Origin of the sequence: Amycolatopsis sp. WAC 01376 (assembly GCF_003947415.1) — a bacterium.
Taxonomy (GTDB): domain Bacteria; phylum Actinomycetota; class Actinomycetes; order Mycobacteriales; family Pseudonocardiaceae; genus Amycolatopsis.
In genome coordinates this window covers 1-21,174 of the sequence record NZ_QHKL01000001.1, presented here as the reverse complement: position 1 = coordinate 21,174, position 21,174 = coordinate 1, and the positions used below count along the sequence as shown (strand labels likewise).

The window sequence follows — 21,174 nt, the reverse complement described above, 5'->3', positions numbered from 1 at the left end:
TTCCCCGTCACGCTTCGCGCATTTATCCTTACCGCTCGGGCACTCTGGCCCGAGCGTGTCCGCCGCAGGGTGGACCGTCGTACCCCACTGTGTTCCGGCTCGTTGAAAGTTCGACTACGAGCGGAGGGGACCAGGAAGACCCGGGTTCAGCGCGCTCGCCGGAACGGCGGCGCGCCGATGACGGCCGTCAGCAAAGGCGGCGGGCCTGGGCGGTACGGTAGCTATCACCGGTAGTGGTCTCTGAAGTCACACGCCGGACTCTTTGCACGCCTATACGTAACACTGGGACTGTTGTCTGCGATGGCCAATGTGGGGGACGGACTGGATGAGCCGGTCGCCGCTGCTGTTGAGGGTGATCCTCAAGCGGTCGAGCGGTTGCTGGCGGCCATCCGTCCTTTGGTAGTGCGGTACTGCCGCGCTCGGGTTGGCAGGCAGGAGCGTTCGTTCGCTTCCGCAGACGACGTTGCTCAGGAGGTGTGTCTCGCGGTGCTCACGGCATTGCCTTCGTACCGTGATCAGGGCCGCCCATTCCTGGCCTTCGTCTACGGGATCGCCCAGCACAAGGTGGCCGACGCGCATCGTGCCGCGGCCCGTAACCGTGCCGAGCCGGTCGCCGAAGTCCCCGACGAGATCGAGGGCGGCGTCGGCCCCGAGCAGCGCGCCCTCCAGGGCGAGCTGAACGAGCGCATGTCGCAGCTGCTGCGCGTACTTCCCGACAAACAGCGTGAGATCGTCGTCCTGCGGGTGGTCGTGGGTCTGTCCGCCGAAGAGACGGCCGAGGCCGTGGGGTCCACTCCTGGTGCTGTCCGGGTGGCCCAGCATCGCGCCCTCGCGCGCCTACGTAAGGTTCTGGCCGCTGAGGAGGTGATCTGAGTGACCGATCGCGACCATCGGTTCTCCCCCGGGACCGATCGTGAACTGACGGCTTTCGAAAGAGGGCTGACGCCCTCGGAAGCAGAGTTCGCAGCTGATCTCTCGGCCGTTCAGGCCGATGACGCGCTGCTCGACGCACTCGGTGGCCCGGATCCGAAGATGGCCGACGACCTCGGCGATCAGGAACTGAACGCGCTGCTGCTGGCCTGGCGGCGTGACATCGACAGCGAACCGCTCGCGGAACTCGTCGACGTCGACACCGCCGTCGTCACCGTGAAGACCGCCGCGCTCGCCCGCAAACACGGGGGAAGACGCCGGCTGCTGGTCCCGGTGGCCGCCGCTGCGGCCGTCCTGGCCATCGCCTTCGCCGGTACCGGTCTCGCCGCGAAGGACGCGCAGCCTGGTGACACGCTCTGGGGACTGACCAAGGTGCTTTACGCCGACCACGCCCGGTCGGTCGAGGCCGCCGCGGCGGCCAAACTCGATCTCGAAAAGGCGAACCTCGCGCTCGCCGGTGGACGTCTCGACGACGCGCGCAAGGCGCTCGACGAGGCACAGGCCGCGCTGAGCCAGGTGACCGACGAAGAGAACCGCGACCAGCTGCTCGAACAGCACCGCCAGTTGAGTGCTCAGCTGCAGAACCCCGGACAGCAGCCGCTGCCGCCGGATCAGCAGTCGCCGTCGCAGACTCCGGTCGCGACCACGCCGCCGCCCAGCCCGCAGCCGACCGCTCCGCCGACGTCGCTGCCAGGAGGCGGCAACCCCGGCACGAGTCTGCCGGGCACCACGACTCCTTCGCCGACTCCGCCGACCTCGTCCAGCGAACCGCCGCCGCCCACGACGTCGACGACACCGCCGGCCTCGGGGAACGATCCCGGTGGCTCGCGAAACGAGCCGACGCCGGGTGCCGGAGCACAGGAGCCCGCCGCGGGCGCGACGACGTAGCACCCCGAAAACGCCGAAGGGCCTGGTGAGATCGCTCTCACCAGGCCCTTTCGTTATGCGTCTCAAATCGCGTTTAGCCCGCTAAAGTCGCTCGACTTTAGCGGGCTAAACGCGATCAGTAGGCGCTCTCGTTGGCGGTCACACCGTCCGCGAACCCGCGGCAGTAGTCCCAGCTCACGTAGTCACCGGGGTTCGGATCGAACGCGGGCTCGTGCGGCCGCATCCGGCCGTCGGCGAGCAGCTGCTCGAGACTGGCGCGCAGCAGATGCCAGTCGTGGTAGTGGGGTTCGTCGCATTCACCGCAGTCGACCACGATCCCGCGTACTCCGCGCGGTTCGAGAAGCGCCTGGTACACGGCGAGATCGGAGAGGTCGGCCAGCAACTCGGTGCGCTCGTCGTCGCTGATCGGCTCGTCGAGCCGGTCAGCGTCGTCGATGAACGCGCGGGCCGGGTCGTCCGGGTCATCCGCGAACGGGTCTGGGGGCAACGCATCTTGCGGCACGCCTGCACGCTACCGGGCGCCCACCCGGGCCGGGCGGCCGCCCGGCCCGGATATCATGAGGGGCAGGCCCTCGCCGTGATGCAAACAGCCACGGCGGCCCCCATTAGTCACCGCTAGGAAGGCCGTTCGCCTGCTATGACCAGCGACAGCGTCACCGCCCCCGTCCCGAGCAAGTTCGCCATGCTCGGGCTGACCTTCGACGACGTGCTGCTGCTGCCGGCCGAGTCCGACGTGGTGCCCAGTGCGGTCAGCACCCGCACCCGGCTCTCCCGCAACGTCACCCTGAACATCCCGCTGGTCTCCGCCGCCATGGACACGGTCACCGAAGGCCGGATGGCGATCGCGATGGCGCGCCAGGGCGGAATGGGCGTGCTGCAGCGCAACCTGCCGATCGACGACCAGGCCGCCGCCGTCGAGGTCGTGAAGCGTTCCGAAGCCGGCATGGTGACCGACCCGGTCACGTGCTCGCCCGAGGACACCCTCGCCGAGGTCGCCGAGCTGGTCGCGCGGTTCCGGATCTCCGGTGTGCCGGTGACGGACGCCGCCGGGAACCTGGTGGGCATCATCACCAACCGCGACATGCGGTTCGAGGTCGACCACACCCGCCCGGTGCACGAGGTGATGACGAAGCCGCCGCTGGTGACCGCGCAGGTCGGGGTCACCGCGGAGGCCGCGCTCGGCTTGCTGCGCCGCCACAAGATCGAGAAGCTGCCGATCGTCGACGGGGCGGGCAAGCTGCGCGGGCTGATCACGGTCAAGGACTTCGTCAAGACCGAGCAGTACCCCAACGCCTCCAAGGACACCAACGGCCGCCTGATCGTCGGGGCCGCCGTCGGCGTCGGCCCGGACGGGCACAAACGCGCGATGGCGCTGGCCGACGCCGGGGTCGACGTGCTGATGGTGGACACCGCGCACGGGCACTCCCGCGCCGTCGTCGAGACCGTCGCGCTGCTGAAGAAGGAACTGGGCGACACCGTCGACATCGTCGGCGGCAACGTCGCGACCCGGGCCGGCGCGCAGGCGCTGGTGGAGGCGGGCGCGGACGGGATCAAGGTCGGCGTCGGCCCCGGTTCCATCTGCACCACCCGCATCGTCGCCGGGGTCGGCGTGCCGCAGATCTCCGCGATCTACGAGGCCGATCAGGCGGCGCGCCCGGCCGGGATCCCGGTGATCGGCGACGGCGGCATCCAGTACTCGGGCGACATCGCGAAGGCGATCGCGTCCGGCGCGTCCACCGTGATGCTCGGCAGCCTGCTCGCGGGCACCGCCGAATCGCCCGGTGACCTGATCCTGGTCAACGGCAAGCAGTTCAAGACCTACCGCGGGATGGGCTCGCTGGGCGCCATGCAGTCGCGCGGCCAGGCGAAGTCCTACTCGAAGGACCGCTACGCCCAGGATGACGTGCTGAGCGAGGACAAGCTGGTCCCCGAGGGCATCGAGGGGCGGATCCCGTTCCGCGGGCCGCTCGCGAACGTCGTCCACCAGCTGGTGGGCGGGCTGCGGTCGGGGATGGGCTACGCGGGTGCGTCGACGATCCCCGAGCTGCAGGAGGCGCAGCTGGTGCGGATCACCGCGGCGGGGCTCAAGGAGAGCCACCCGCACGACATCACGATGACCGTCGAGGCGCCGAACTACACCACCCGGTAGTCCGCCCTTTAGGACACTTACGCGTTCGGTTCCGTTCTCGGGAGACTTGGCCCGCTGATCAAGTCTCCCTGGGAGGAACCGATGTCCTTTACTTCGCGGCGTACCGCGCTGGCCGTCTTCGCCGCCGCTGCCCTCGGGCTCGGCGGCGGGGTGGCGGCTTCCGCCGTCCCCACCGCTTCCGCCGCGCCTTCCGCACCCGAGGCCGCCGCTCTCCAGGCGTCACCGGGTGAGCTGTGGAAGCGCACCGAGCTGTACTTCGGGACGACGAAGCCGGGCGGCGGGGAGCTGACCGACGCCGAGTTCGCCGCGTTCACCGACAAAGCCGTCACGCCGAGGTTCCCGGACGGGTTCACCGAGCTGACCGGGCGCGGCCAGTGGCGCGGCTCGGACGGGGTGATCTCGCGGGAGAAGTCGAAGGTGATCATCGTCGTGTACCCGTTCAGCGACCGCGACGCGAACCGCGAGATCGAAGAGATCCGGACCGACTACAAGAAGGCCTTCTCGCAGGAATCCGTCCTCCGGACCGACTCCGTGGAGAAGGTCTCCTTCTGACCCTCGAGTCCCACGTGCCCCACCCGAGCGCCTTTAGCGGGCTAAACGTGAAACGGGTGGGGCACCTGGGGCCGGTGTGACTTCGGGCCCGGTTCGGGTGCCCCGTGCGCAGGTCACCCACGCGGCCTAGCGACAATGGGGTGTAACGGTCGTCGGTGAGAAGGGACTTGACGTGCGGGATCTGGTCGAGATCGGCATGGGCCGCACCGCGCGGCGGGCGTATGACCTCGATGACGTGGAGATCGTGCCGTCGCGGCGCACCAGGTCGTCGTCGGTCGTGTCCACCGCCTGGCAGATCGACGCGTACCGGTTCGAGCTGCCGCTGGTCACCCACCCCACCGACGCGATCGTGTCGCCGGGAACCGCGGTGGCCGTCGGCGAGCTCGGCGGGCTGGGCGTCCTCAACGCCGAAGGGCTGTGGGCGCGGCACCCGAACGTCGAGGACGCGATCTTCCGCCTCGTCCGGGCGGCCGAGGACACCGAGGACCCGACCGCGATCGTGCGTGAGCTGCAGGAGCTGCACTCCGCCCCGATCCGGCTGGACCTGCTGTCCGAGGCGATCAAGACCGTCCGCGAGTCCGGGGTCACGGTGGCCGCGCGGGTCAGCCCGCAGCACGCCGCCGAGCTCACGCCGGACCTGCTCGCGGCGGGTGTCGAGATCCTGGTCGTGCAGGGCACGATCATCTCTGCGGAGCACGTCCAGCGTGACGTCGAGCCGCTGAACCTGAAGGACTTCATCGGACGGCTCGACGTCCCGGTGATCGCGGGCGGCGTCAGCGACTACCGCACCGCGATGCACCTGATGCGCACCGGCGCGGCAGGCGTCATCGTCGGCCACGGCGCCAGCCGCGGCGTGACGAGCACCGACAGCGTGCTCGGGATCGGGACGCCGATGGCGACCGCGATCGTCGACGCCGCGGCCGCGCGCCGCGACTACCTCGACGAGACCGGCGGCCGGTACGCCGACGTGCTCGCCGACGGCGGGATGAGCGTGTCCGGTGACATCGCCAAGGCCATCGCCTGCGGTGCCGACGCGGTCATGCTGGGCGCGCCGCTGGCCGCCGCCTCCGAGGCGCCGGGGCAGGGGCTGTACTGGACGTCGGCGGCCGCGCACCCGTCGCTGCCGCGTTCGCGCGTGGCGCTGGGGCCGGACTACGCCGTCGACCTGAAGACGCTGCTCTTCGGGCCGTCCTCGGACGCCGAGGGCGTCGTGAACCTCTTCGGCGCGCTTCGCCGCGCGATGGCGAAGACGGGCTACTCGGACCTGAAGGAGTTCCAGCGGGTCGGCCTGACCGTTCGCCGCTGACGCTCGCTCCCGGCCCAGATCGCGTTTAGCCCGCTAAACGCGATCTGGGCCGCTTTGCGTTCACGTACCCCAGGAGTCACAGCAGCCCCAGGCGTCCCTCCTGTGTCACGTTTAGCCCGCTAAAGGCGCTCCGGCGGCCGGGGGCGGTAGTGGGCCGAGCCGAGGGCGCGGGCGATCTTTCGCTGTAGGTCGCGCAGGATCGGGAGGGTTTCGTCGTCCGCGAAGCCGGTGGTGATCGACCAGTCCATGCCGGAGCCGAAGACGTCGCTGGCGAACACGATCTCGGTGGCGATCAGCGTCTTGCGCCATTCCGAGGCGCGTAGCGGTTCTTCGTCGGCCAGTGCCGCTCGCAACCTTCGCGCTTGCTCGAAGAGGTCGGGCACGTCCTTGAAACCCATCGCGACGGCGAGGTCGTCGGTGCAGGCGGCCGGTCCTCCCCATTCCGCCAGGCCACAGCGCAGTACCGTGCGCTCGTCACGCGTCAAGTCGATCGCCACCGGGGCATCCGTATCCACCGATCGATGATGCCTCAGCCGCGTTCGCGCATCCGGGTGGAAGGTAACTGGCGGGTAACTTACCTCTGGTCAGAAGTGGTGGCCGAGGTTACAGTCCAAGGTGTGACTGCCAGTAACACCACCACTGAAGACGACTTCGACTACGACGTGATCGTCGTCGGCTCCGGGTTCGGCGGGAGTGTCGCCGCCCTTCGCCTGACCGAGAAGGGCTACCGCGTCGCCGTCATCGAGGCGGGCCGCCGCTTCGCCGACGACGAGTTCGCGAAGACGTCCTGGGACCTTCGCCGCTACGTCTGGGCGCCTCAGGTCGGCTGCTTCGGCATCCAGCGCATCCACATGCTCAAGGACGTCATGGTGCTCGCCGGCGCGGGCGTCGGCGGCGGCTCGCTGGTCTACGCGAACACGCTGTACCGACCGCTGAAGCCGTTCTACGTCGACCCGCAGTGGTCCCACATCACCGACTGGGAGTCCGAACTCGGCCCGCATTACGACCAGGCCAGCCGCATGCTGGGAGTCGTCACCAACCCCAGCGTCACGCCGTCGGACGTCGTGATGAAGGGCGTCGCCGAGGACATGGGCGTGGCGGACTCGTATCACCCGACGCCGGTCGGCGTGTACTTCGGCAAGCCGGGGGAGCGCGCCGAGGATCCGTACTTCGGCGGCGCGGGCCCGGCGCGCACCGGCTGTACCGAATGCGGCGGCTGTATGACCGGCTGCCGCGTCGGCGCCAAGAACACGCTGGTCAAGAACTACCTGTACCTCGCGGAGAAGGACGGCGCGAAGGTCATCCCGCTGACCACCGTGAGCGCGATTAGCCCGCTAAACGCAGGTGGGTACGAGGTGAGCATCAAGAAGACCGGGACCACCTCGCGCAAGTTCCGGCACAAGCTCACCGCCGCGCAGGTGGTGCTCGCCGCCGGCACGTGGGGCACGCAGAACCTGCTCCACGGCATGCGCGACACCGCCAAGTTGCCGAAGCTGTCGCCGCGCCTCGGCGAACTGACCCGCACCAACTCCGAGGCCATCATCGGCGCGGCCCGCACCTCGGTCGACGAGGACCGGAACTTCAGCCGCGGCGTCGCGATCACGTCGTCGATCCACCCCGACGACAACACGCATATCGAGCCCGTCCGCTACGGCAAGGGCAGCAACGCGATGAGCCTGCTCCAGACCATCGCCACCGAAGGCGATTCGACGGTGCCGCGCTGGCGTCAGGCCGTGAACTTCATGGTCAAGCACCCGGTCCAGACCGTGAAACTGCTCAACGGCTACCGCTGGAGCGAGCGCACGGTGATCCTGCTGGTGATGCAGAGCCTCGACAACTCCATCACCACGTACACCAAACGCGGGCTCTTCGGCCGCCGCAAGTACACCTCCAAACAGGGCCACGGCGAGCCGAACCCCAGCTTCATCCCAGCGGGGCACGAGGCCAACCTCCGCACCGCCGAACGTATCGGCGGGATGGCGGGCGGCACCTGGGGCGAGATCTTCGACATCCCGCTGACGGCGCATTTCATCGGTGGCGCCCCCATCGGCACGTCGTCCGACGACGGCGTGATCGACCCGTACCACCGCGTCTACAACTACCCCGGTCTGTCCATTGTGGATGGTTCGGCGATCACGGCGAACCTCGGCGTGAACCCCTCGCTGACGATCACCGCGCAGGCCGAGCGGGCCTTCTCGTTCTGGCCCAACAAGGGTGAGCGGGACAGCAGGCCGTCACAGGACTCGCCGTACGCGCGGCTCGAACCGATCGCACCGAAGAACCCCTCGGTTCCGGCGGACGCGCCCGCGGCGCTTCGGCGGTAACTTGGAGATGTGACAGCTTCCGAACGCGCACACGTCCTGCTGAACCGCGTCCGCGCCCTCCACGACGAGTGGGAGCGCGTCGTGCGCGGGATCGACGAGGAGGCCGTGCGCGGCCCCAGCGCGCTGCCCGGCTGGACTCGAGCGCATCTGCTGTCCCACCTCGCGCGGAACGCCGACGGCCTGGTCAACCTGCTCACCTGGGCGAAATCGGGCGTCGAGACGCCGATGTACGCCGGTGAGACGGTCAGGGACCACGACATCGAGAAGGGTGCGTACCGGTCCGTCGAGGAGATCGCCGAGGACGTCGTCGGCTCCGCCGCGCGCTTCGTCGAGGTCGCGGAAAACCTGCCGGACGGCGCGTGGCAGGCCCGGGTGCGAGCCAGGCAAGGGCGTGACATCTCGGCGGAGTTCGTGCTCTGGCTTCGGCTCTCCGAAACGTCTATCCATCTCGCCGACCTCGACTTCGGCTATGACTTCGCCCGCGTCGCCGATCTGCTCGGCGACGAGTTCGACACCGTCGTCGGCAACGCCATCGGGATGTACGGCGGTGAACTGCCCGCCGTGCTCCTGGTCGCCGCCGAAGACAACGGGTATCGCCACGAGTGGCGGATGAGCGAAGGGGAGCTGACGACGCTGGCCGGGACCCGCGGCGAGGTATTGGCCTGGGTCACCGGCCGCAGCGATGGATCCTCTTTGGACGGTGACGTGCCGACGCTCCCGCGCTGGCTGTGACACCACCGTCCAAAGAGGACGTGATCAGCTCCGGAACGAGTCAACGCCGAACTGCTTGGCGATGTCGTCGAGCATGGCGTTCGCGCCCTGCAGGCTCACCGAGGTGAACCAGGTGGTGTCGTTGACGTCGATCTTCTTTCCTTTGAGAGTTCCCCAAAGCGGGTTCGACTGGAACTTCGTCATGGGGTTTTCGGCCTGCTTGGTCTCATCGGTGTAGCTGGCGATGAAGATCGCCTCGGCGTCGAGCTTCCCGATCTCCTCCTGGCTGAGGTCGTTGGAGATCTTCGCCTTGTTGTCCGGCTGGCCCGCGGGGCGCTGGAGCCCGGCGTCGGCCATCACGGTCCCGGGGAACGACGCGCTGCTGTAGAGCCGCACCGTCGGCTCGCCCTCGATGAAGCGGACCACGGAGACGGCCGCGGGCTTGCCGAGCTTCGCCTTGATCGCGTCGCCGACCTTGCGGGCCCGCTCCTCGTAGGACTTGATCTTCTGCTCTGCCAAGGTTTCCTTGCCCAGCGCCTTGCCGAGCAGCCGGATGTTGTCCTTCCAGGTGGCACCGGTGGTCTGGCTGAACACCGTGGGTGCGACCTTGCTGAACTCCGCGTAGAACTTCTCGTGCCGCACCTTCGCGGAAACGATCAGATCCGGCTTGATGTCGTACAACTTCTCGATGTCCGGGCTCTCGAGCGCGCCGATCTCCTTGGCGCCCTCGGCGTACTTGCGGTCGTCGCCCAGGTAGTCAGGCAGCTTGTCGTAGTTGCGGTATTTGGTGTACGCCACCAGTTTCGTCTCGAGCGCCAGCGTGGCGTCGACGTAGCTCGAGTCGAGCGCCGCGACGGTGGCGGGCTGCTTCTCGATCTGGGCGGATCCCATCACGTGTTCGACGGTGCGCGGGAATCCACTTTGGCCGGTGCCGGTGGAAGCGGATTCCTGTTCACCGCCACCGCAGGCGGAGAGTGCCAGGCAGGCTGTCACGGCGAGGGCGAGGACTGCGCGCCGGGGTGGGGTCATGGGCCACTCTTTCTGTGCGGTTAGGCTTTCCTAACCGGAGCATAGGATGGCGGATGTCCACAGTGGAAGTTCGTGTTGGGAAGCCGACAGCGGGAGCCCTGCTCGTCACACTTCTGGCTGTGATCTGCGTCGCGAGCATCGCCCTCGGTGCGCGTTCGATTCCTTTGGGTGTGGTTTGGGACGCGATCTTCCATCCCGCCGGTGTGCCGGATCATCTGATCGTCCGTTCGTTACGCGTCCCGCGCACGCTGCTCGGCGTACTGGCGGGCCTCGCGCTCGGCGCGGCCGGTGCGCTCATGCAGGGCCACACCCGTAATCCGCTCGCCGATCCCGGCTTGCTCGGCGTCACGCAGGGCGCCGCGTTCGCGGTGGTGCTCGCTGTCGTCGTGTTCGGCATCGACGACCTGTACGCGTTCATCTGGTTCGGTTTCGCCGGCGCACTGATCGCGAGCGCCGTGGTGTTCCTGCTCGGCGCGGTCGGCGGCCGCGGCGCCACGCCGGTGACGCTCGCGCTGGCCGGAGCCGCGGTGAGCGCCCTGCTGAACGGCGTCATCTCCGCGATCGTGCTCGGCGACGACCGCGGGATGGAGACCTACCGGTTCTGGCACGTCGGTTCGATCGCCGGCCGGGACCCCGCGATGATCGGCCAGATCGCCCCGTTCGTGGCAGCCGGCCTGTTCCTCGCGGTCGTCAACACGCCGGGGATGAACACGCTGGCGCTCGGTGACGACGTCGCCGTCGCGCTCGGACGGCGGGTCGGGCGCACGCGGTTGCTCGGGGTCGCCGCGATCACGCTGCTGACCGGTGCCGCCGTCGCCGCCTGCGGGCCGATCGCGTTCCTCGGCCTGCTGGTGCCGCATTTCGCGCGGGCGATCAGCGGCCCCGACTACCGGTGGCTGGTGCCGTTCTCCGCCGTGCTCGGCGCCATCCTGCTGCTGGCGGCGGACCTGCTCGGCCGCGTCGTCGCTTCGGACAACCTGGAGGTCGGCATCATGCTGGCGGTGCTCGGCGTGCCGGTGTTCGTCCACCTGGTCCGCAAGAAGGGCTTGGCACGGATATGACGGCTCCCAAGGTGATCTCGCTCGGCCCGGCGGCCTGGACCGTCCGGCCGTGGACACTCGCCGTCGTGACCCTCGCGGCGGTCGCGCTGGTGCTGGTCGCGGCGCTGAACATCGGCATCGGTACCTCGCACATCGGCCTCGGCGACGTCCTGAAGACGCTGTTCGGTGGTGGCACCGCGCGGGAACGCGGGATCATCTTCGACCTGCGGATGCCCCGCACGCTGACCGCGATCGGCGTCGGCGCGGCCCTCGGCCTGTCCGGCGCGCTGTTCCAGACCATCGCCAGGAATCCGCTGGCCAGCCCGGACATCCTCGGCATCACCTGGGGCGCGGGCGTCGGCGCGGTCGGCGTGATCGTCGCCGGTGGCACCGGTGGCCAGGTCAGCGGGCTGGCGAGCACGCTGGGCGTCCCGCTCGCCGGGCTGGCGGGCGGCGTGATCGCGGGGATCCTGCTGTACGCGCTTTCGTGGCGGCGCGGGATCGACGGCTACCGGCTCGTCCTGATCGGCATCGCGCTGTCGGCCGTCGGCTACAACCTCGTCTACTGGATGCTGACCATCGGAGACGTCGACAACGCCGCGCGGGCGACGACGTGGATCGTCGGCAGCCTCGCCGACGTCGGCTGGGAATCGGTCGCGCCGGTCCTGCTCGCGCTGGCCGTGCTCGCGCCGATCACGCTGGTCGCCGGGCACACCATCGGCGGTCTGCAGTTCGGCGACGACACCGCGCGCGGCCTCGGTATCCGGGTCGACGCCGCCCGCGCGACCCTGCTGTTGCTCGGCGCGGCCTTGGCCGCCGTCGCCACCGCGGCCGCGGGCCCGATCACCTTCGTCGCGCTGGCCACCCCGCAGATCGCCCTGCGGCTGGTCCGCTCGGCGCAGCCGCCGCTGTTCGGATCGATGGTCCTCGGCGCCCTGCTGACCGTCGGCGCGGATTTCGCCGTCCGGGTGACGCCGGGCCTGTCCGGGCTGCCGGTCGGGGTGCTGACGGCGATCCTCGGCGCGCCCTACCTGATCTTCCTGTTCGTCCGCAGCCGTAAGGAGGAGCGCGCGTGAATGCCAGACTGCGTGCCCGGGAATTGGAACTCGGCTACGGCGAAACGCCCGTCGTGACCGGCCTCGACCTCGACGTCCTCGACGGGACCGTCACCGCGATCATCGGCCCCAACGGCTGCGGCAAATCGACGCTGCTGCGCGCGCTGGCGAGGTTGCTCAAACCACGGCAGGGCGCGGTGCTGCTCGACGGCGAGCGGATCGAAAAGCTGCCGACCCGCGAGGTCGCCAAGATCATCGGCCTCTTGCCGCAGACGCCGTCCGCACCCGAAGGGCTGACCGTCTCCGATCTGGTCCGCCGCGGGCGGCATCCGCATCAGAGCTGGTACCGGCAGTGGTCGTCCTCCGACGACGAGGCGATCGAGCGGGCGCTGCGGCTGACCGGGATGGACGAGCACGCCGGCCGGGTCGTCGACCAGCTTTCCGGCGGGCAGCGGCAGCGGGCGTGGATCTCGATGACGCTGGCACAGGAGACCGGGCTGCTGCTGCTCGACGAACCGATCACCTACCTCGACCTCGCGCATCAGATCGACGTGCTGGACTTGGTGTACCGGCTGCACGACGAACGCGGGACCACCGTGGTGATGGTGCTGCACGACCTCAATCTCGCCGCCAGGTACGCGGACAAGCTGGTCGCGATGCGGGACGGCCGGATCGTCGCGCAAGGGCCGCCCGCGGAGGTCCTCACCGAGCCGCTGCTCGACGAGATCTTCGGCCTGTCGGCGAAGGTCATGACCGATCCGGTGTCCGGTACGCCACTGGTCGTGCCGGTGAGCGCACACCTTCGGGGGTAGCGCCGCAACCTGCCCGCCCGCTGGGCGTCTAACGGGCATGGAGAGAAGGGCGTTCCTCAAGCTCGCCGGGGCGACCGTGGCCGGGGCGGCCGCGACGGCGTGTTCCGCCTCGCCTCCCGCGCAGGCGCCCAGTTCGGCTCCCGGCACGTCCTTGCCGCCGAGCACCAGCGTCACGTCGCCGTCGGGCCCGCCGGACTGGGCGGCGTTGCGGAACAAGGTCTCCCTGCTCCTGCCCGGGGACTCCGGTTACGACAGCGTCAAGCGTGTGTTCAATCCGGCCTTCGACGGTCGCAAACCGGCCGCGATCGCCAAATGTGCCAAGCCTGAAGATGTGCAGGTGGCTGTTTCCGCTGCCGCGAGGCGAGTTCCCATCGCCGCGCGCAGTGGTGGGCACAGCTACGCCGGTTACTCGGTTCCTGACGGTGGCTTGATGATCGACCTCGGCGGAATGTCCTCAGTGGACGTTCAGGGGGACCGGGTCTTGATCGGTGCGGGCGCGAAGTTGAAGAACGTCTACGCCACGCTCGGCGGCGCGGGCCGGTGCCTGCCGGCGGGTTCGTGCCCCAGCGTCGGGATCGCCGGGCTGACACTCGGCGGCGGAATCGGGGTACTCGCCCGAAAATACGGACTCACTTGCGATCATCTGGTGTCCGCTCAGGTCGTCACGGCGGACGGGAAACTCCGGACCGCGTCGGCGGATTCCGAACCGGAACTGTTCTGGGCGTTGCGCGGCGGGGGAGGCGGCAACTTCGGTGTCGTCACTTCGTTCACCTTCCGCACGGATCCGGCGCCGTCGGCGGTTTCGGTGTTCTCCTTGCGTTTCCCGGCGGGCAGCGCGGACGACGTCCTCGCCGAGTGGCAGCGCTGGCTTCCCGAAACGCCGCCGGAGTTGTGGGCGAACGTCGTACTGTCCGGCGGATCCCCGGTCGGTGCGCGCGTTTCCGGTTGCTACGTAGGTGATTCCGCTTCCTTGGGCAAGATCCTGGACCGCTTCGCCGGCGCGACGCGATCCGTCAAGCAGCTCGACTATCTCGGCGCGATGAAGTACTTCTCCGGCGGTGAAAGCCGGCAGTCCTTTGTGGCCTCATCGCGGATACTCGAAGAACCGGTGGATCCCGCGAAGCTGACGTCCGTCCTCAAAGGCAGGCGTGGAATGGACCTGCTGGTCGACGGCGTCGTCGCCGCGGTCGCCGACATCGCCCCGGACGCCACCGCGTTCTGGCATCGGAAGGCGATCGGCAGTGTGCAGATCTACGGCCAGGCGGACGCGCGCAACCGTTCCGTAGCAACGGATTCCGTCGCGGAAGTGGTGACGGGGCTCGGGCTGGGCGGGGGTTACGTCAACTACATCGACCCCGCCCTGCCCGACTGGATGACCGCCTACTACGGCGGAAACGCCACCCGCTTGAAGCAGGTGGCGAAGACCTACGACCCGGACAAGGTGTTCGGGTTCGCGCAGGCCGTGACCCCGGACTAGAGGTCGATGCCGGTGAAGACGGTGACCCGTTCCTCGGTGAGGTCGTGCATCGCGGCCAGGACGCCTTCCCTGCCGACACCCGATCCCTTGACGCCGCCGTACGGCATCTGGTCCGCGCGGTAGCTCGGGACGTCGCCGATGATCACGCCGCCGACTTCGAGTTCTGTCGACGCGTAGAAGGCGAGATGCACGTCGCGGGTGAACACGCCGGCCTGTAATCCGTAGGCGGATTCGTTGACCGACGCGAAAGCCTCGTCGACACCATCCACAATAGACACGGCGAGTACCGGGCCGAAGATCTCCTCCGCCCAGACCTTTGTGGACGGTGGCACGTCGGTGAGCACGGTCGGCTCCACCGTCGCGCCCTCTCGCTTGCCGCCGGTGAGGATCTTCGCGCCCGCGGCGACGGCCTCGTCGATCCAGGCGACGATCCGTTCCGCGGCGGGCTCGTCGACGACCGGGCCCACGTCGGTGTTCTTGTCGTACGGGTCACCGGTTCGCTGTCCCCGCACGGCTTCCACCAAGGCGGGCACGAATTCTTCGGCGACTTCGCGTTCGACGATGACCCGCTGCACGGCGATGCAGGACTGCCCGGCCTGGTAGTTGCCGAAGGTCGCGATGCGCTCCGCGGCACCTTCCGGATCCGGCCAGTCGCGGAGCACGACGGCGGCCGCGTTGCCGCCGAGTTCGAGCACGACGTGCTTGCGCGGCGCGGCATCCGCGATCGACCAGCCGACCGGACCCGAACCGGTGAACGACACGACCGGCAGCCGGGGATCCGCGACGAGCGCCGACGTCTCCTCGTTTCCGAGCGGCAGCACCGAAAACGCGCCTTCCGGCAGGTCCGTCTCCGCCAGGATCTCGCCGAGGATCAGCGCGGACAACGGCGTGCGCGGCGCGGGTTTGACGATGATCGGCGCGCCGACCGCGAGCGACGGCGCGACCTTGTGCGCCACCAGGTTCAGCGGGAAGTTGAACGGCGCGATGCCCAGCACCGGGCCGCGCGGGAGGCGCCGGGTCAGTGCCAGCCTGCCCTCGCCCGCGGGGTCGGTGTCCAGGCGCTGCAGGTCGCCGCTGAACCGGCGGGCCTCCTCGGCCGCGATCCGGAACACCGAAACCGCGCGCCGCACCTCGGCGTCGGCCCACTTGAGCGGCTTGCCGTTCTCGGCGGTGATGACCTCGGCGATCTCCTCGGCCCGGCCGGCGATGACGCGCGAAACGTGGTCGAGTGCCGCGGCGCGGCTGTGCGCAGAGGAACGGCGGAACTCCTTCGCGACACTCGCCGCCGCGCTCACCGCTCGTTCGACCTGCTCCGGTCCAGGCACCGCGACGGTGGCGACTTCGCTGCCGTCGAAGGGGTGATGCACGGTGATCGTCGAAGCGCCCTGCTCGGGGCGTCCGGCGATCCAGGCGGGGCGCGGCTCCGGGGTGATCATGTCCATGGGTAAGAAGGTATTGCAGTCAGGGCTTGACGAGCACCTTGAGCGCTTCGCGGTCCGCCATGGCGCGGTAGCCGTCGGGGACCTCTTCGAGCCCGATGGTCCGGTCGAAGACCTTGCCCGGCTGATACCGGCCCTCGACGACGTCGTCGAGCAGTTCGGGGATGTAGTGGCGCGCGGGCGCCACACCGCCGGTGATGGTGATGTTGCGGCGGAAGAGCGACGGGCCGATCGGACCCTCGGCGTACTGCGGCACGCCGACGCGGCTGACCGTGCCGCCGGGGCGGACCGCGCCGACGCCCATCTCGAAGGCGGGCTTCGTGCCGACGCATTCGAGCACAGTGTGCGTGCCTTCACCGCTTGTCAGCTCTCGCACCTTTTCGATGCCTTCGTCGCCGCGCTCGGCTACGACGTCTGTCGCGCCGAATTCGCGGCCGAGGTCCGTGCGGGTCCGGTGACGGCCCATCAGGATGACGCGCTCGGCGCCGAGGCGCTTCGCCGCGAGGACCGCGGAGAGGCCGACGGCGCCGTCACCGATGACGGTGACGGTGGTGCGCTCGTTCACGCCGGCCTTGACCGCGGCGTGGTGGCCGGTCGCGAACACGTCGGAGAGCGTGAGGAACGAGGCGAGCAGGTCGTCGTCCTCGGTGTGCGGCAGTTTCACCAGCGTGCCGTCGGCCTGCGGGACGCGGACGGCCTCGCCCTGACCGGCGTCGACGCCCTTCGCGCCCCAGTTGCCGCCGTGCAGGCACGAGGTGTGGAGGCCTTCGCGGCAGAACTGGCACGTGTTGTCGGAGTAGACGAAGGGCGCGACGGCCAGGTCACCCGGCTTGAGCGTGGTGACGTCGGAGCCGACGGCCTCGACGACGCCGAGGAACTCGTGGCCGATCCGGACGCCGCGGTCGCGTGCGGGCATGCTGCCGTACGGCCAGAGGTCGCTGCCGCAGATGCAGGACCGGACCACCCGGAGGAGGGCGTCGGTCGGTTCGCTCAGCTTCGGGTCCGGGACGGTCTCGACGCGTACGTCACCGGCGCCGTAGATGAGAGTCGCTCGCAAGACGGGGTCCTTTCCTCGGCTGGCCCCAGTATGGGCGCGTCGCGTTTAGCCCGCTAAACGCGATCCGTTCGGGCGGGACCGGTAGAGGTCGCGCAGGAGGAGGACCTCGGCGCCGTGGTGGATGGCCTCGCGGTTGATGTGCAGGACGAGCGTCGCGAGCGGGTACTCCGCGTACGGGCCTTCGGCCTCGCCGCAGGGGCGCGCGAGGTCTTCGGCGGTGAGGCCGCCGACGCCGTCGCGCCAGCGCGCGTAGGCGTCGTCGAGCTGCTCCAGCGCTTCTTTGGCGGAGCCTGCGTAGGGGAAGGTCTGGTAGTCGGCGGGCGGGCCGCCGAAATGCGACGCGTTCCGCATCGCGAAGACGCCGATGACGATGTGGGCGAGCCGCCAGGCGATCGTCGTCACCGGAGGTGGCGACGGCTCCGGATACGCCCAGTCGATCGTGAAAGCGCCGTTCTCGTCCGGCCGTATCGTCCAGCAGTCCTCGACGGGCTCCCAGAGGTATTCGTCGTCGGTGAGGGTGTCCAGCCGGGGCCGCAGATGCCGCGTCCAATGCCAGTCGAGCTGTTCGGAGAGTTCCTTGCTCCAGTCGATGTCCATGTCCCGGACGGTAGGACGCCTCGCGGTCATCCGCTGTCCTGAATCGTGAGGGGGTTGGCGGCGAGGTGACCCGGCCCACCTGGGACGATGGTGGGGAAGCGTACTGCTCTGATCTGGAGGTTTCAGGTGCCCAGTCCCACCGGTCCGGTACTCGTCGTGGACTTCGGGGCGCAGTACGCGCAACTGATCGCGCGCCGCGTGCGCGAGGCGCAGGTCTACTCCGAGGTCGTCCCGCACACCGCCACCGCCGAGGACATCCTCGCCAAGGACCCCGCCGCGATCATCCTTTCCGGTGGTCCTTCCAGCGTGTACGCGGAGAACGCCCCCGCCCTTGCGCCCGGCCTCGTCGACGCGGGCGTGCCGATCCTCGGGATCTGCTACGGCCACCAGGTGCTCGCGCAGGCCCTCGGCGGCACGGTCGAACCGACCGGGATCCGCGAGTTCGGCCGTACCGAAGTCCGCGTCGCCGGTGAAGGCGGCGTGCTGCACGCCGGCCTCCCGAGCAACCAGCCCGCCTGGATGAGCCACAACGACAGCGTCACCAAGGCCCCCGAGGGCGCCACCGTGACCGCGTCGAGTGACGGCGCCGCCGTCGCCGGGTTCGAAGACGTCGAGCGCCGCTTCGCCGGCGTCCAGTACCACCCCGAGGTGCACCACTCGCCGCACGGCCAAGAGGTGCTCCGCCGCTTCCTGCACGACATCGCGGGCATCAAGCCGCAGTGGACGACGTCGTCCATCGTCGACGACCAGGTCAAGCGCATCGCCGAGCAGGTCGGCGACGGCCGGGCGATCTGCGGTCTCTCCGGCGGCGTCGACTCCGCCGTGGCCGCGGCGCTGGTCCAGCGCGCCATCGGTGACCGGCTGACCTGCGTGTTCGTCGACCACGGTCTGCTCCGCTCCGGCGAGCGCACCCAGGTCGAGCGTGATTTCGTCGCCGCGACCGGGGTCAACCTGGTGACCGTCGACGCGCGCGACCGGTTCCTCGACGCGCTGGCCGGGGTCACCGACCCCGAGGAGAAGCGCAAGATCATCGGCCGCGAGTTCATCCGCGTGTTCGAGCAGGCCGAGCGCGACCTCAAGGCCAAGGGCGACTACAAGTTCCTCGTCCAGGGCACGCTGTACCCGGACGTCGTCGAATCCGGCGGCGGCGAGGGCGCGGCGAACATCAAGAGCCACCACAACGTCGGCGGACTGCCCGACGACCTGCAGTTCGAGCTCGTCGAGCCGCTGCGCCTGCTGTTCAAGGACGAGGTGCGCCGCGTCGGGCTGGAGCTCGGGCTGCCCGAGACGATCGTGCAGCGGCAGCCGTTCCCCGGCCCGGGGCTCGGCATCCGGATCATCGGCGCCGTCGACGCCGAGCGGCTCGAGACGCTGCGCGCGGCCGACGCGATCGCGCGTGAGGAACTCACCGCGGCCGGGCTCGACGGCGAGATCTGGCAGTGCCCGGTGGTGCTGCTGGCCGACGTTCGCAGCGTCGGCGTCCAGGGCGACGGGCGGACCTACGGGCACCCGATCGTGCTGCGGCCGGTGTCGTCCGAGGACGCGATGACCGCGGACTGGACGCGGCTGCCCTACGAGGTGCTGGAGCGGATCTCGACCCGCATCACCAACGAGGTCGCCGAGGTGAACCGGGTGGTACTGGACGTCACGTCCAAGCCGCCGGGCACCATCGAGTGGGAGTGACCGCACCCGCTCCGACATGCGTTTAGCGGGCTAACCGCGATCTGTCAGGCCCTGGGCACCCAGGCGACCGGATCGCGTTTAGCCCGCTAACTGCGCTCTGGGCCCCCTTGGGCACCCCGCGCTGGCCGGAGCGACTTTAGCCCTCTAAACGCGATCCGGTGCGGTCGGAGTGCGGCGGCCGCCGGATCGCGATTAGGGGGCTAAAGTCGCTCCGCTCCGGGGTGCGGGCAAGGCGAAGGCCCCGGCGAGGGGCCGGGGCCTTCGGAGTGGGGTGGATCGTGAGCGGGGCCGCTAGCGGCGGCTCTTGCGCACCGAAGCGGCGAGAAGCAGGACGCCGACGAAGATCGCCCCACCGGCCATGACCCACCGGAAGTCGAACTGCGGGAGCCACGAGGCGCCGTCCGAGAGGACGTAACCCGACACCAGCAGCGTCGCGATCCCGATGATCAGGGTGAAGACGTCCACCCCGCGCTTCGCGGGCCGAGCCGACTGAGTCTGTGTGCTGTCGTAGTTGTCGTAGTCGTACTCAGCCACGACGCACCTCCACGTTCCCGACACCGTTCTCGACCTTCACAGTGATCTTCTGTCCGTTGCTCCCCGGCGCGGTGAAGTCGACGACGTCCTCGCCGACCCCCGAGCGGGACTGGCCGAGGCAGTCGACCTCGCCCGCTCCCGTCTCACAGGAGACCTTCACTTCGGCACCCATCGGCACGAGCACCGTCGAGTTACCGGCTCCGTTCGAGACCTTCGTGCTCACCGAAGCCCCAGCGGGCAGCTTGGTCAGGTCGATGTCGATGTTCCCCGCCGAACGGCGGTACTCAGGCAGCACCTCGGACACCTGGCTCGGCGTGTCCTTCAGATCGCCGACGCCGCCCTTCACGGAGAAGTTCTCGAACGGGACCGTGGTGAGCGCCATCCCGACGATCGCCAGCGGCACCGCGAGCCCGATCAGCCCGCGACCGCCCCGGACGAACGAACCGGCCACCAGCCCGATACCGACCACACCGAGGGTGAGCCCGACGACGTGCTGCGGGGTGAACCAGGCTTCGCCGTCCAGACCCAGGACGGTGCCGACCCCGGCCACCAGCACGGCGAGCCCGAAGGTCGCGGCGCCGATCTTCGACTTCCGGCCGCGAGGCGCCGGCGGCGCGGGAGGCGGCGGCGGAGTCTGCGGCGGCAGCCCGCTGGACGGCGAAGCGTTCGGCAGGTCCCAAGCCGACGGGTCGGCCGCGAGCGGGTCCCAGCCGCCCTCGGTCGCCGTCGAGGTGGAGGTCGCCGACGCCGACGCCATCGAGAACGCGGCCGTCGGATAAGCCGGGGCGGGCATCGTCGGCCGGTTGAACTGACCGCGGTTGCGGTGCAGCAGGTACAGCGCGACGGCCATCAGCGCCAAGCCGATCAGGCCGGTGCCGTCGGTCATCCAGCCACCGCTCAGTGTCCAGGTGAGACCGGGGAAAAGCAGGAGCAGCAGCATCACCGCGAACGCCGGCGAGCTCGACGCGCGTCCCCTGCCGATCATCCCCTCGAACGCGGAAACGGGGTCGCCCTCCTGCGGCAGGAAAAGCCAGCCCAGCAGATAGACGAAGACGCCGAAACCGCCGAACACGGTCGCCGCGACCAGCGCGACGCGGACCACTGTCGGGTCGATTCCGTACCGGTAGCCGATGCCGGCGGCCACACCGGCGAACTTGCGGCCCGCCACCGGGCGGACCGGCCTGCTCCGCCAGAAATCCTTGACGGTCTCCTCGAAGCCGGCCGCGGGGCCGCGCTTCGGAACCTGTGTCTCACTCCCACTCATGCCACAAAGAATGCGCTCCGGCGGGCCCTCGCCACATCCGGGAACGTCCCTGATGTTCCCCCGATATCGCGACCTCCGGAAACATGGTTCGGAGCACTGGGGAGTCGTTGGGTGCTTCTGGGAGTCATCCTCCCAGGTCAAGTGGACTCTTCGGAAGCCCGTTCGGGAGCATCTGGGCGTGGCTGGTTGTCGGGGTCCGTCCCCCGTTACCTTCTTCGTGGCTCTTGATCGAGGAGCTGCGGTCGCCAGGCCCGGCATGACTTAGTCCCCCAGTCGAACCCATGATCCGGGGGGTGGTGTCACCGGGTTTGGTGGCATCGAGGGACC

General features: G+C 69.4%; 20 protein-coding genes. 12 read left to right on the top strand and 8 right to left on the bottom strand.

Annotated features, from left to right (window positions below):
* Positions 1-300 precede the first annotated feature (300 nt).
* Positions 301-873 (top strand): sigma-70 family RNA polymerase sigma factor, encoded by a 573-nt coding sequence (locus DMH03_RS00100; protein WP_037314832.1) that lies wholly within the window; start codon positions 301-303, stop codon positions 871-873.
* Entirely contained in the window at positions 874-1,818 is a 945-nt protein-coding gene (locus DMH03_RS00095) for an anti-sigma-D factor RsdA (RefSeq protein ID WP_199748614.1), read from the top strand. It begins immediately after the preceding gene.
* A gap of 115 nt (positions 1,819-1,933) precedes the next feature.
* On the opposite strand, the gene DMH03_RS00090 is transcribed toward DMH03_RS00095, so the two are convergent.
* Complete coding sequence (locus DMH03_RS00090; protein WP_125788872.1) at positions 1,934-2,320, bottom strand: DUF5319 domain-containing protein; 387 nt, start codon at positions 2,318-2,320, stop codon at positions 1,934-1,936.
* A 135-nt stretch (positions 2,321-2,455) separates the two neighbouring features.
* Between DMH03_RS00090 and guaB the strand changes: the two genes are divergently transcribed.
* The 3 genes from guaB (at position 2,456) to DMH03_RS00075 (ending at position 5,825) form a co-directional block, all read left to right on the top strand.
* Positions 2,456-3,967 carry an IMP dehydrogenase gene (guaB, locus tag DMH03_RS00085; protein ID WP_125790028.1) on the top strand — a complete coding sequence of 504 codons (1,512 nt, stop codon included), beginning with the start codon at positions 2,456-2,458 and terminating at the stop codon, positions 3,965-3,967.
* Between the two features lie 81 nt (positions 3,968-4,048).
* Positions 4,049-4,519 carry a DUF3574 domain-containing protein gene (locus DMH03_RS00080; RefSeq protein WP_125790027.1) on the top strand — a complete coding sequence of 157 codons (471 nt, stop codon included), beginning with the start codon at positions 4,049-4,051 and terminating at the stop codon, positions 4,517-4,519.
* A 172-nt stretch (positions 4,520-4,691) separates the two neighbouring features.
* A complete protein-coding gene (locus DMH03_RS00075; protein ID WP_125790026.1) occupies positions 4,692-5,825 on the top strand; it encodes a GuaB3 family IMP dehydrogenase-related protein in 1,134 nt (377 codons plus the stop codon).
* A gap of 119 nt (positions 5,826-5,944) precedes the next feature.
* Here the strand turns inward: DMH03_RS00075 and DMH03_RS00070 are convergent, their stop codons facing one another.
* Positions 5,945-6,322: a hypothetical protein gene (locus DMH03_RS00070; RefSeq protein WP_125790025.1), complete on the bottom strand. Its 378-nt coding sequence runs from the start codon at positions 6,320-6,322 to the stop codon at positions 5,945-5,947.
* A 120-nt stretch (positions 6,323-6,442) separates the two neighbouring features.
* Here DMH03_RS00070 and DMH03_RS00065 point away from each other — a divergent pair, with 120 nt between their 5' ends.
* On the top strand, positions 6,443-8,149 hold the full coding sequence (locus DMH03_RS00065; RefSeq protein WP_125790024.1) for a GMC oxidoreductase: 1,707 nt from the start codon (positions 6,443-6,445) through the stop codon (positions 8,147-8,149).
* Positions 8,150-8,158: 9 nt separating this feature from the next.
* Positions 8,159-8,881, top strand: coding sequence for a maleylpyruvate isomerase N-terminal domain-containing protein (locus tag DMH03_RS00060; RefSeq protein ID WP_125790023.1), 723 nt, complete (start codon positions 8,159-8,161; stop codon positions 8,879-8,881).
* 24 nt (positions 8,882-8,905) lie between these two features.
* On the opposite strand, the gene DMH03_RS00055 is transcribed toward DMH03_RS00060, so the two are convergent.
* On the bottom strand, positions 8,906-9,889 hold the full coding sequence (locus tag DMH03_RS00055; RefSeq protein ID WP_199748613.1) for an ABC transporter substrate-binding protein: 984 nt from the start codon (positions 9,887-9,889) through the stop codon (positions 8,906-8,908).
* Between the two features lie 119 nt (positions 9,890-10,008).
* Here DMH03_RS00055 and DMH03_RS00050 point away from each other — a divergent pair, with 119 nt between their 5' ends.
* The 4 genes from DMH03_RS00050 to DMH03_RS00035 are packed head-to-tail and all read left to right on the top strand — an operon-like array spanning position 10,009 to position 14,273.
* Positions 10,009-10,950: an iron ABC transporter permease gene (locus DMH03_RS00050; protein ID WP_125790022.1), complete on the top strand. Its 942-nt coding sequence runs from the start codon at positions 10,009-10,011 to the stop codon at positions 10,948-10,950.
* On the top strand, positions 10,947-12,005 hold the full coding sequence (locus tag DMH03_RS00045) for an iron chelate uptake ABC transporter family permease subunit (protein WP_125790021.1): 1,059 nt from the start codon (positions 10,947-10,949) through the stop codon (positions 12,003-12,005). Before DMH03_RS00050 ends, DMH03_RS00045 begins: the two co-directional genes overlap by 4 nt.
* Complete coding sequence (locus DMH03_RS00040) at positions 12,002-12,796, top strand: ABC transporter ATP-binding protein (protein WP_125790020.1); 795 nt, start codon at positions 12,002-12,004, stop codon at positions 12,794-12,796. The genes DMH03_RS00045 and DMH03_RS00040 overlap by 4 nt, the downstream gene beginning before the upstream one ends.
* A 37-nt stretch (positions 12,797-12,833) precedes the next feature.
* A complete protein-coding gene (locus DMH03_RS00035; RefSeq protein WP_125790019.1) occupies positions 12,834-14,273 on the top strand; it encodes an FAD-binding oxidoreductase in 1,440 nt (479 codons plus the stop codon).
* On the opposite strand, the gene DMH03_RS00030 is transcribed toward DMH03_RS00035, so the two are convergent.
* From DMH03_RS00030 to DMH03_RS00020, 3 genes are read right to left on the bottom strand one after another with little or no spacing between them, the layout of a single operon-like run.
* Positions 14,270-15,715, bottom strand: a complete 1,446-nt coding sequence (locus tag DMH03_RS00030) for an aldehyde dehydrogenase family protein (RefSeq protein ID WP_125790018.1) — start codon at positions 15,713-15,715, stop codon at positions 14,270-14,272. The genes DMH03_RS00035 and DMH03_RS00030 overlap by 4 nt on opposite strands.
* Before the next feature lie 19 nt (positions 15,716-15,734).
* A complete protein-coding gene (locus DMH03_RS00025; protein WP_125790017.1) occupies positions 15,735-16,769 on the bottom strand; it encodes a zinc-dependent alcohol dehydrogenase family protein in 1,035 nt (344 codons plus the stop codon).
* 45 nt (positions 16,770-16,814) lie between these two features.
* On the bottom strand, positions 16,815-17,366 hold the full coding sequence (locus DMH03_RS00020; RefSeq protein WP_125790016.1) for a DinB family protein: 552 nt from the start codon (positions 17,364-17,366) through the stop codon (positions 16,815-16,817).
* A gap of 126 nt (positions 17,367-17,492) precedes the next feature.
* On the opposite strand from DMH03_RS00020, the gene guaA reads away from it, so the two are divergent.
* Positions 17,493-19,049 carry a glutamine-hydrolyzing GMP synthase gene (gene guaA / locus DMH03_RS00015; RefSeq protein WP_125788883.1) on the top strand — a complete coding sequence of 519 codons (1,557 nt, stop codon included), beginning with the start codon at positions 17,493-17,495 and terminating at the stop codon, positions 19,047-19,049.
* Positions 19,050-19,340: 291 nt separating this feature from the next.
* On the opposite strand, the gene DMH03_RS00010 is transcribed toward guaA, so the two are convergent.
* On the bottom strand, positions 19,341-19,583 hold the full coding sequence (locus tag DMH03_RS00010) for a hypothetical protein (protein ID WP_125790015.1): 243 nt from the start codon (positions 19,581-19,583) through the stop codon (positions 19,341-19,343).
* On the bottom strand, positions 19,576-20,847 hold the full coding sequence (locus DMH03_RS00005; protein ID WP_125790014.1) for a PspC domain-containing protein: 1,272 nt from the start codon (positions 20,845-20,847) through the stop codon (positions 19,576-19,578). Before DMH03_RS00005 ends, DMH03_RS00010 begins: the two co-directional genes overlap by 8 nt.
* Between the last annotated feature and the right edge of the window lie 327 nt (positions 20,848-21,174).

What these genes read in the sequence shown, in the direction of transcription:
- DMH03_RS00100 (WP_037314832.1), top strand. Translation starts at nt 301, where the DNA reads ATGGCCAATGTGGGGGACGGACTGGATGAGCCGGTCGCCGCTGCTGTT.
- DMH03_RS00030 (WP_125790018.1), bottom strand. Translation starts at nt 15,715, where the DNA reads ATGGACATGATCACCCCGGAGCCGCGCCCCGCCTGGATCGCCGGACGC.
- DMH03_RS00080 (WP_125790027.1), top strand. Translation starts at nt 4,049, where the DNA reads ATGTCCTTTACTTCGCGGCGTACCGCGCTGGCCGTCTTCGCCGCCGCT.
- DMH03_RS00005 (WP_125790014.1), bottom strand. Translation starts at nt 20,847, where the DNA reads ATGAGTGGGAGTGAGACACAGGTTCCGAAGCGCGGCCCCGCGGCCGGC.
- guaB (WP_125790028.1), top strand. Translation starts at nt 2,456, where the DNA reads ATGACCAGCGACAGCGTCACCGCCCCCGTCCCGAGCAAGTTCGCCATG.
- DMH03_RS00055 (WP_199748613.1), bottom strand. Translation starts at nt 9,889, where the DNA reads ATGACCCCACCCCGGCGCGCAGTCCTCGCCCTCGCCGTGACAGCCTGC.
- DMH03_RS00020 (WP_125790016.1), bottom strand. Translation starts at nt 17,366, where the DNA reads ATGGACATCGACTGGAGCAAGGAACTCTCCGAACAGCTCGACTGGCAT.
- DMH03_RS00035 (WP_125790019.1), top strand. Translation starts at nt 12,834, where the DNA reads ATGGAGAGAAGGGCGTTCCTCAAGCTCGCCGGGGCGACCGTGGCCGGG.
- DMH03_RS00045 (WP_125790021.1), top strand. Translation starts at nt 10,947, where the DNA reads ATGACGGCTCCCAAGGTGATCTCGCTCGGCCCGGCGGCCTGGACCGTC.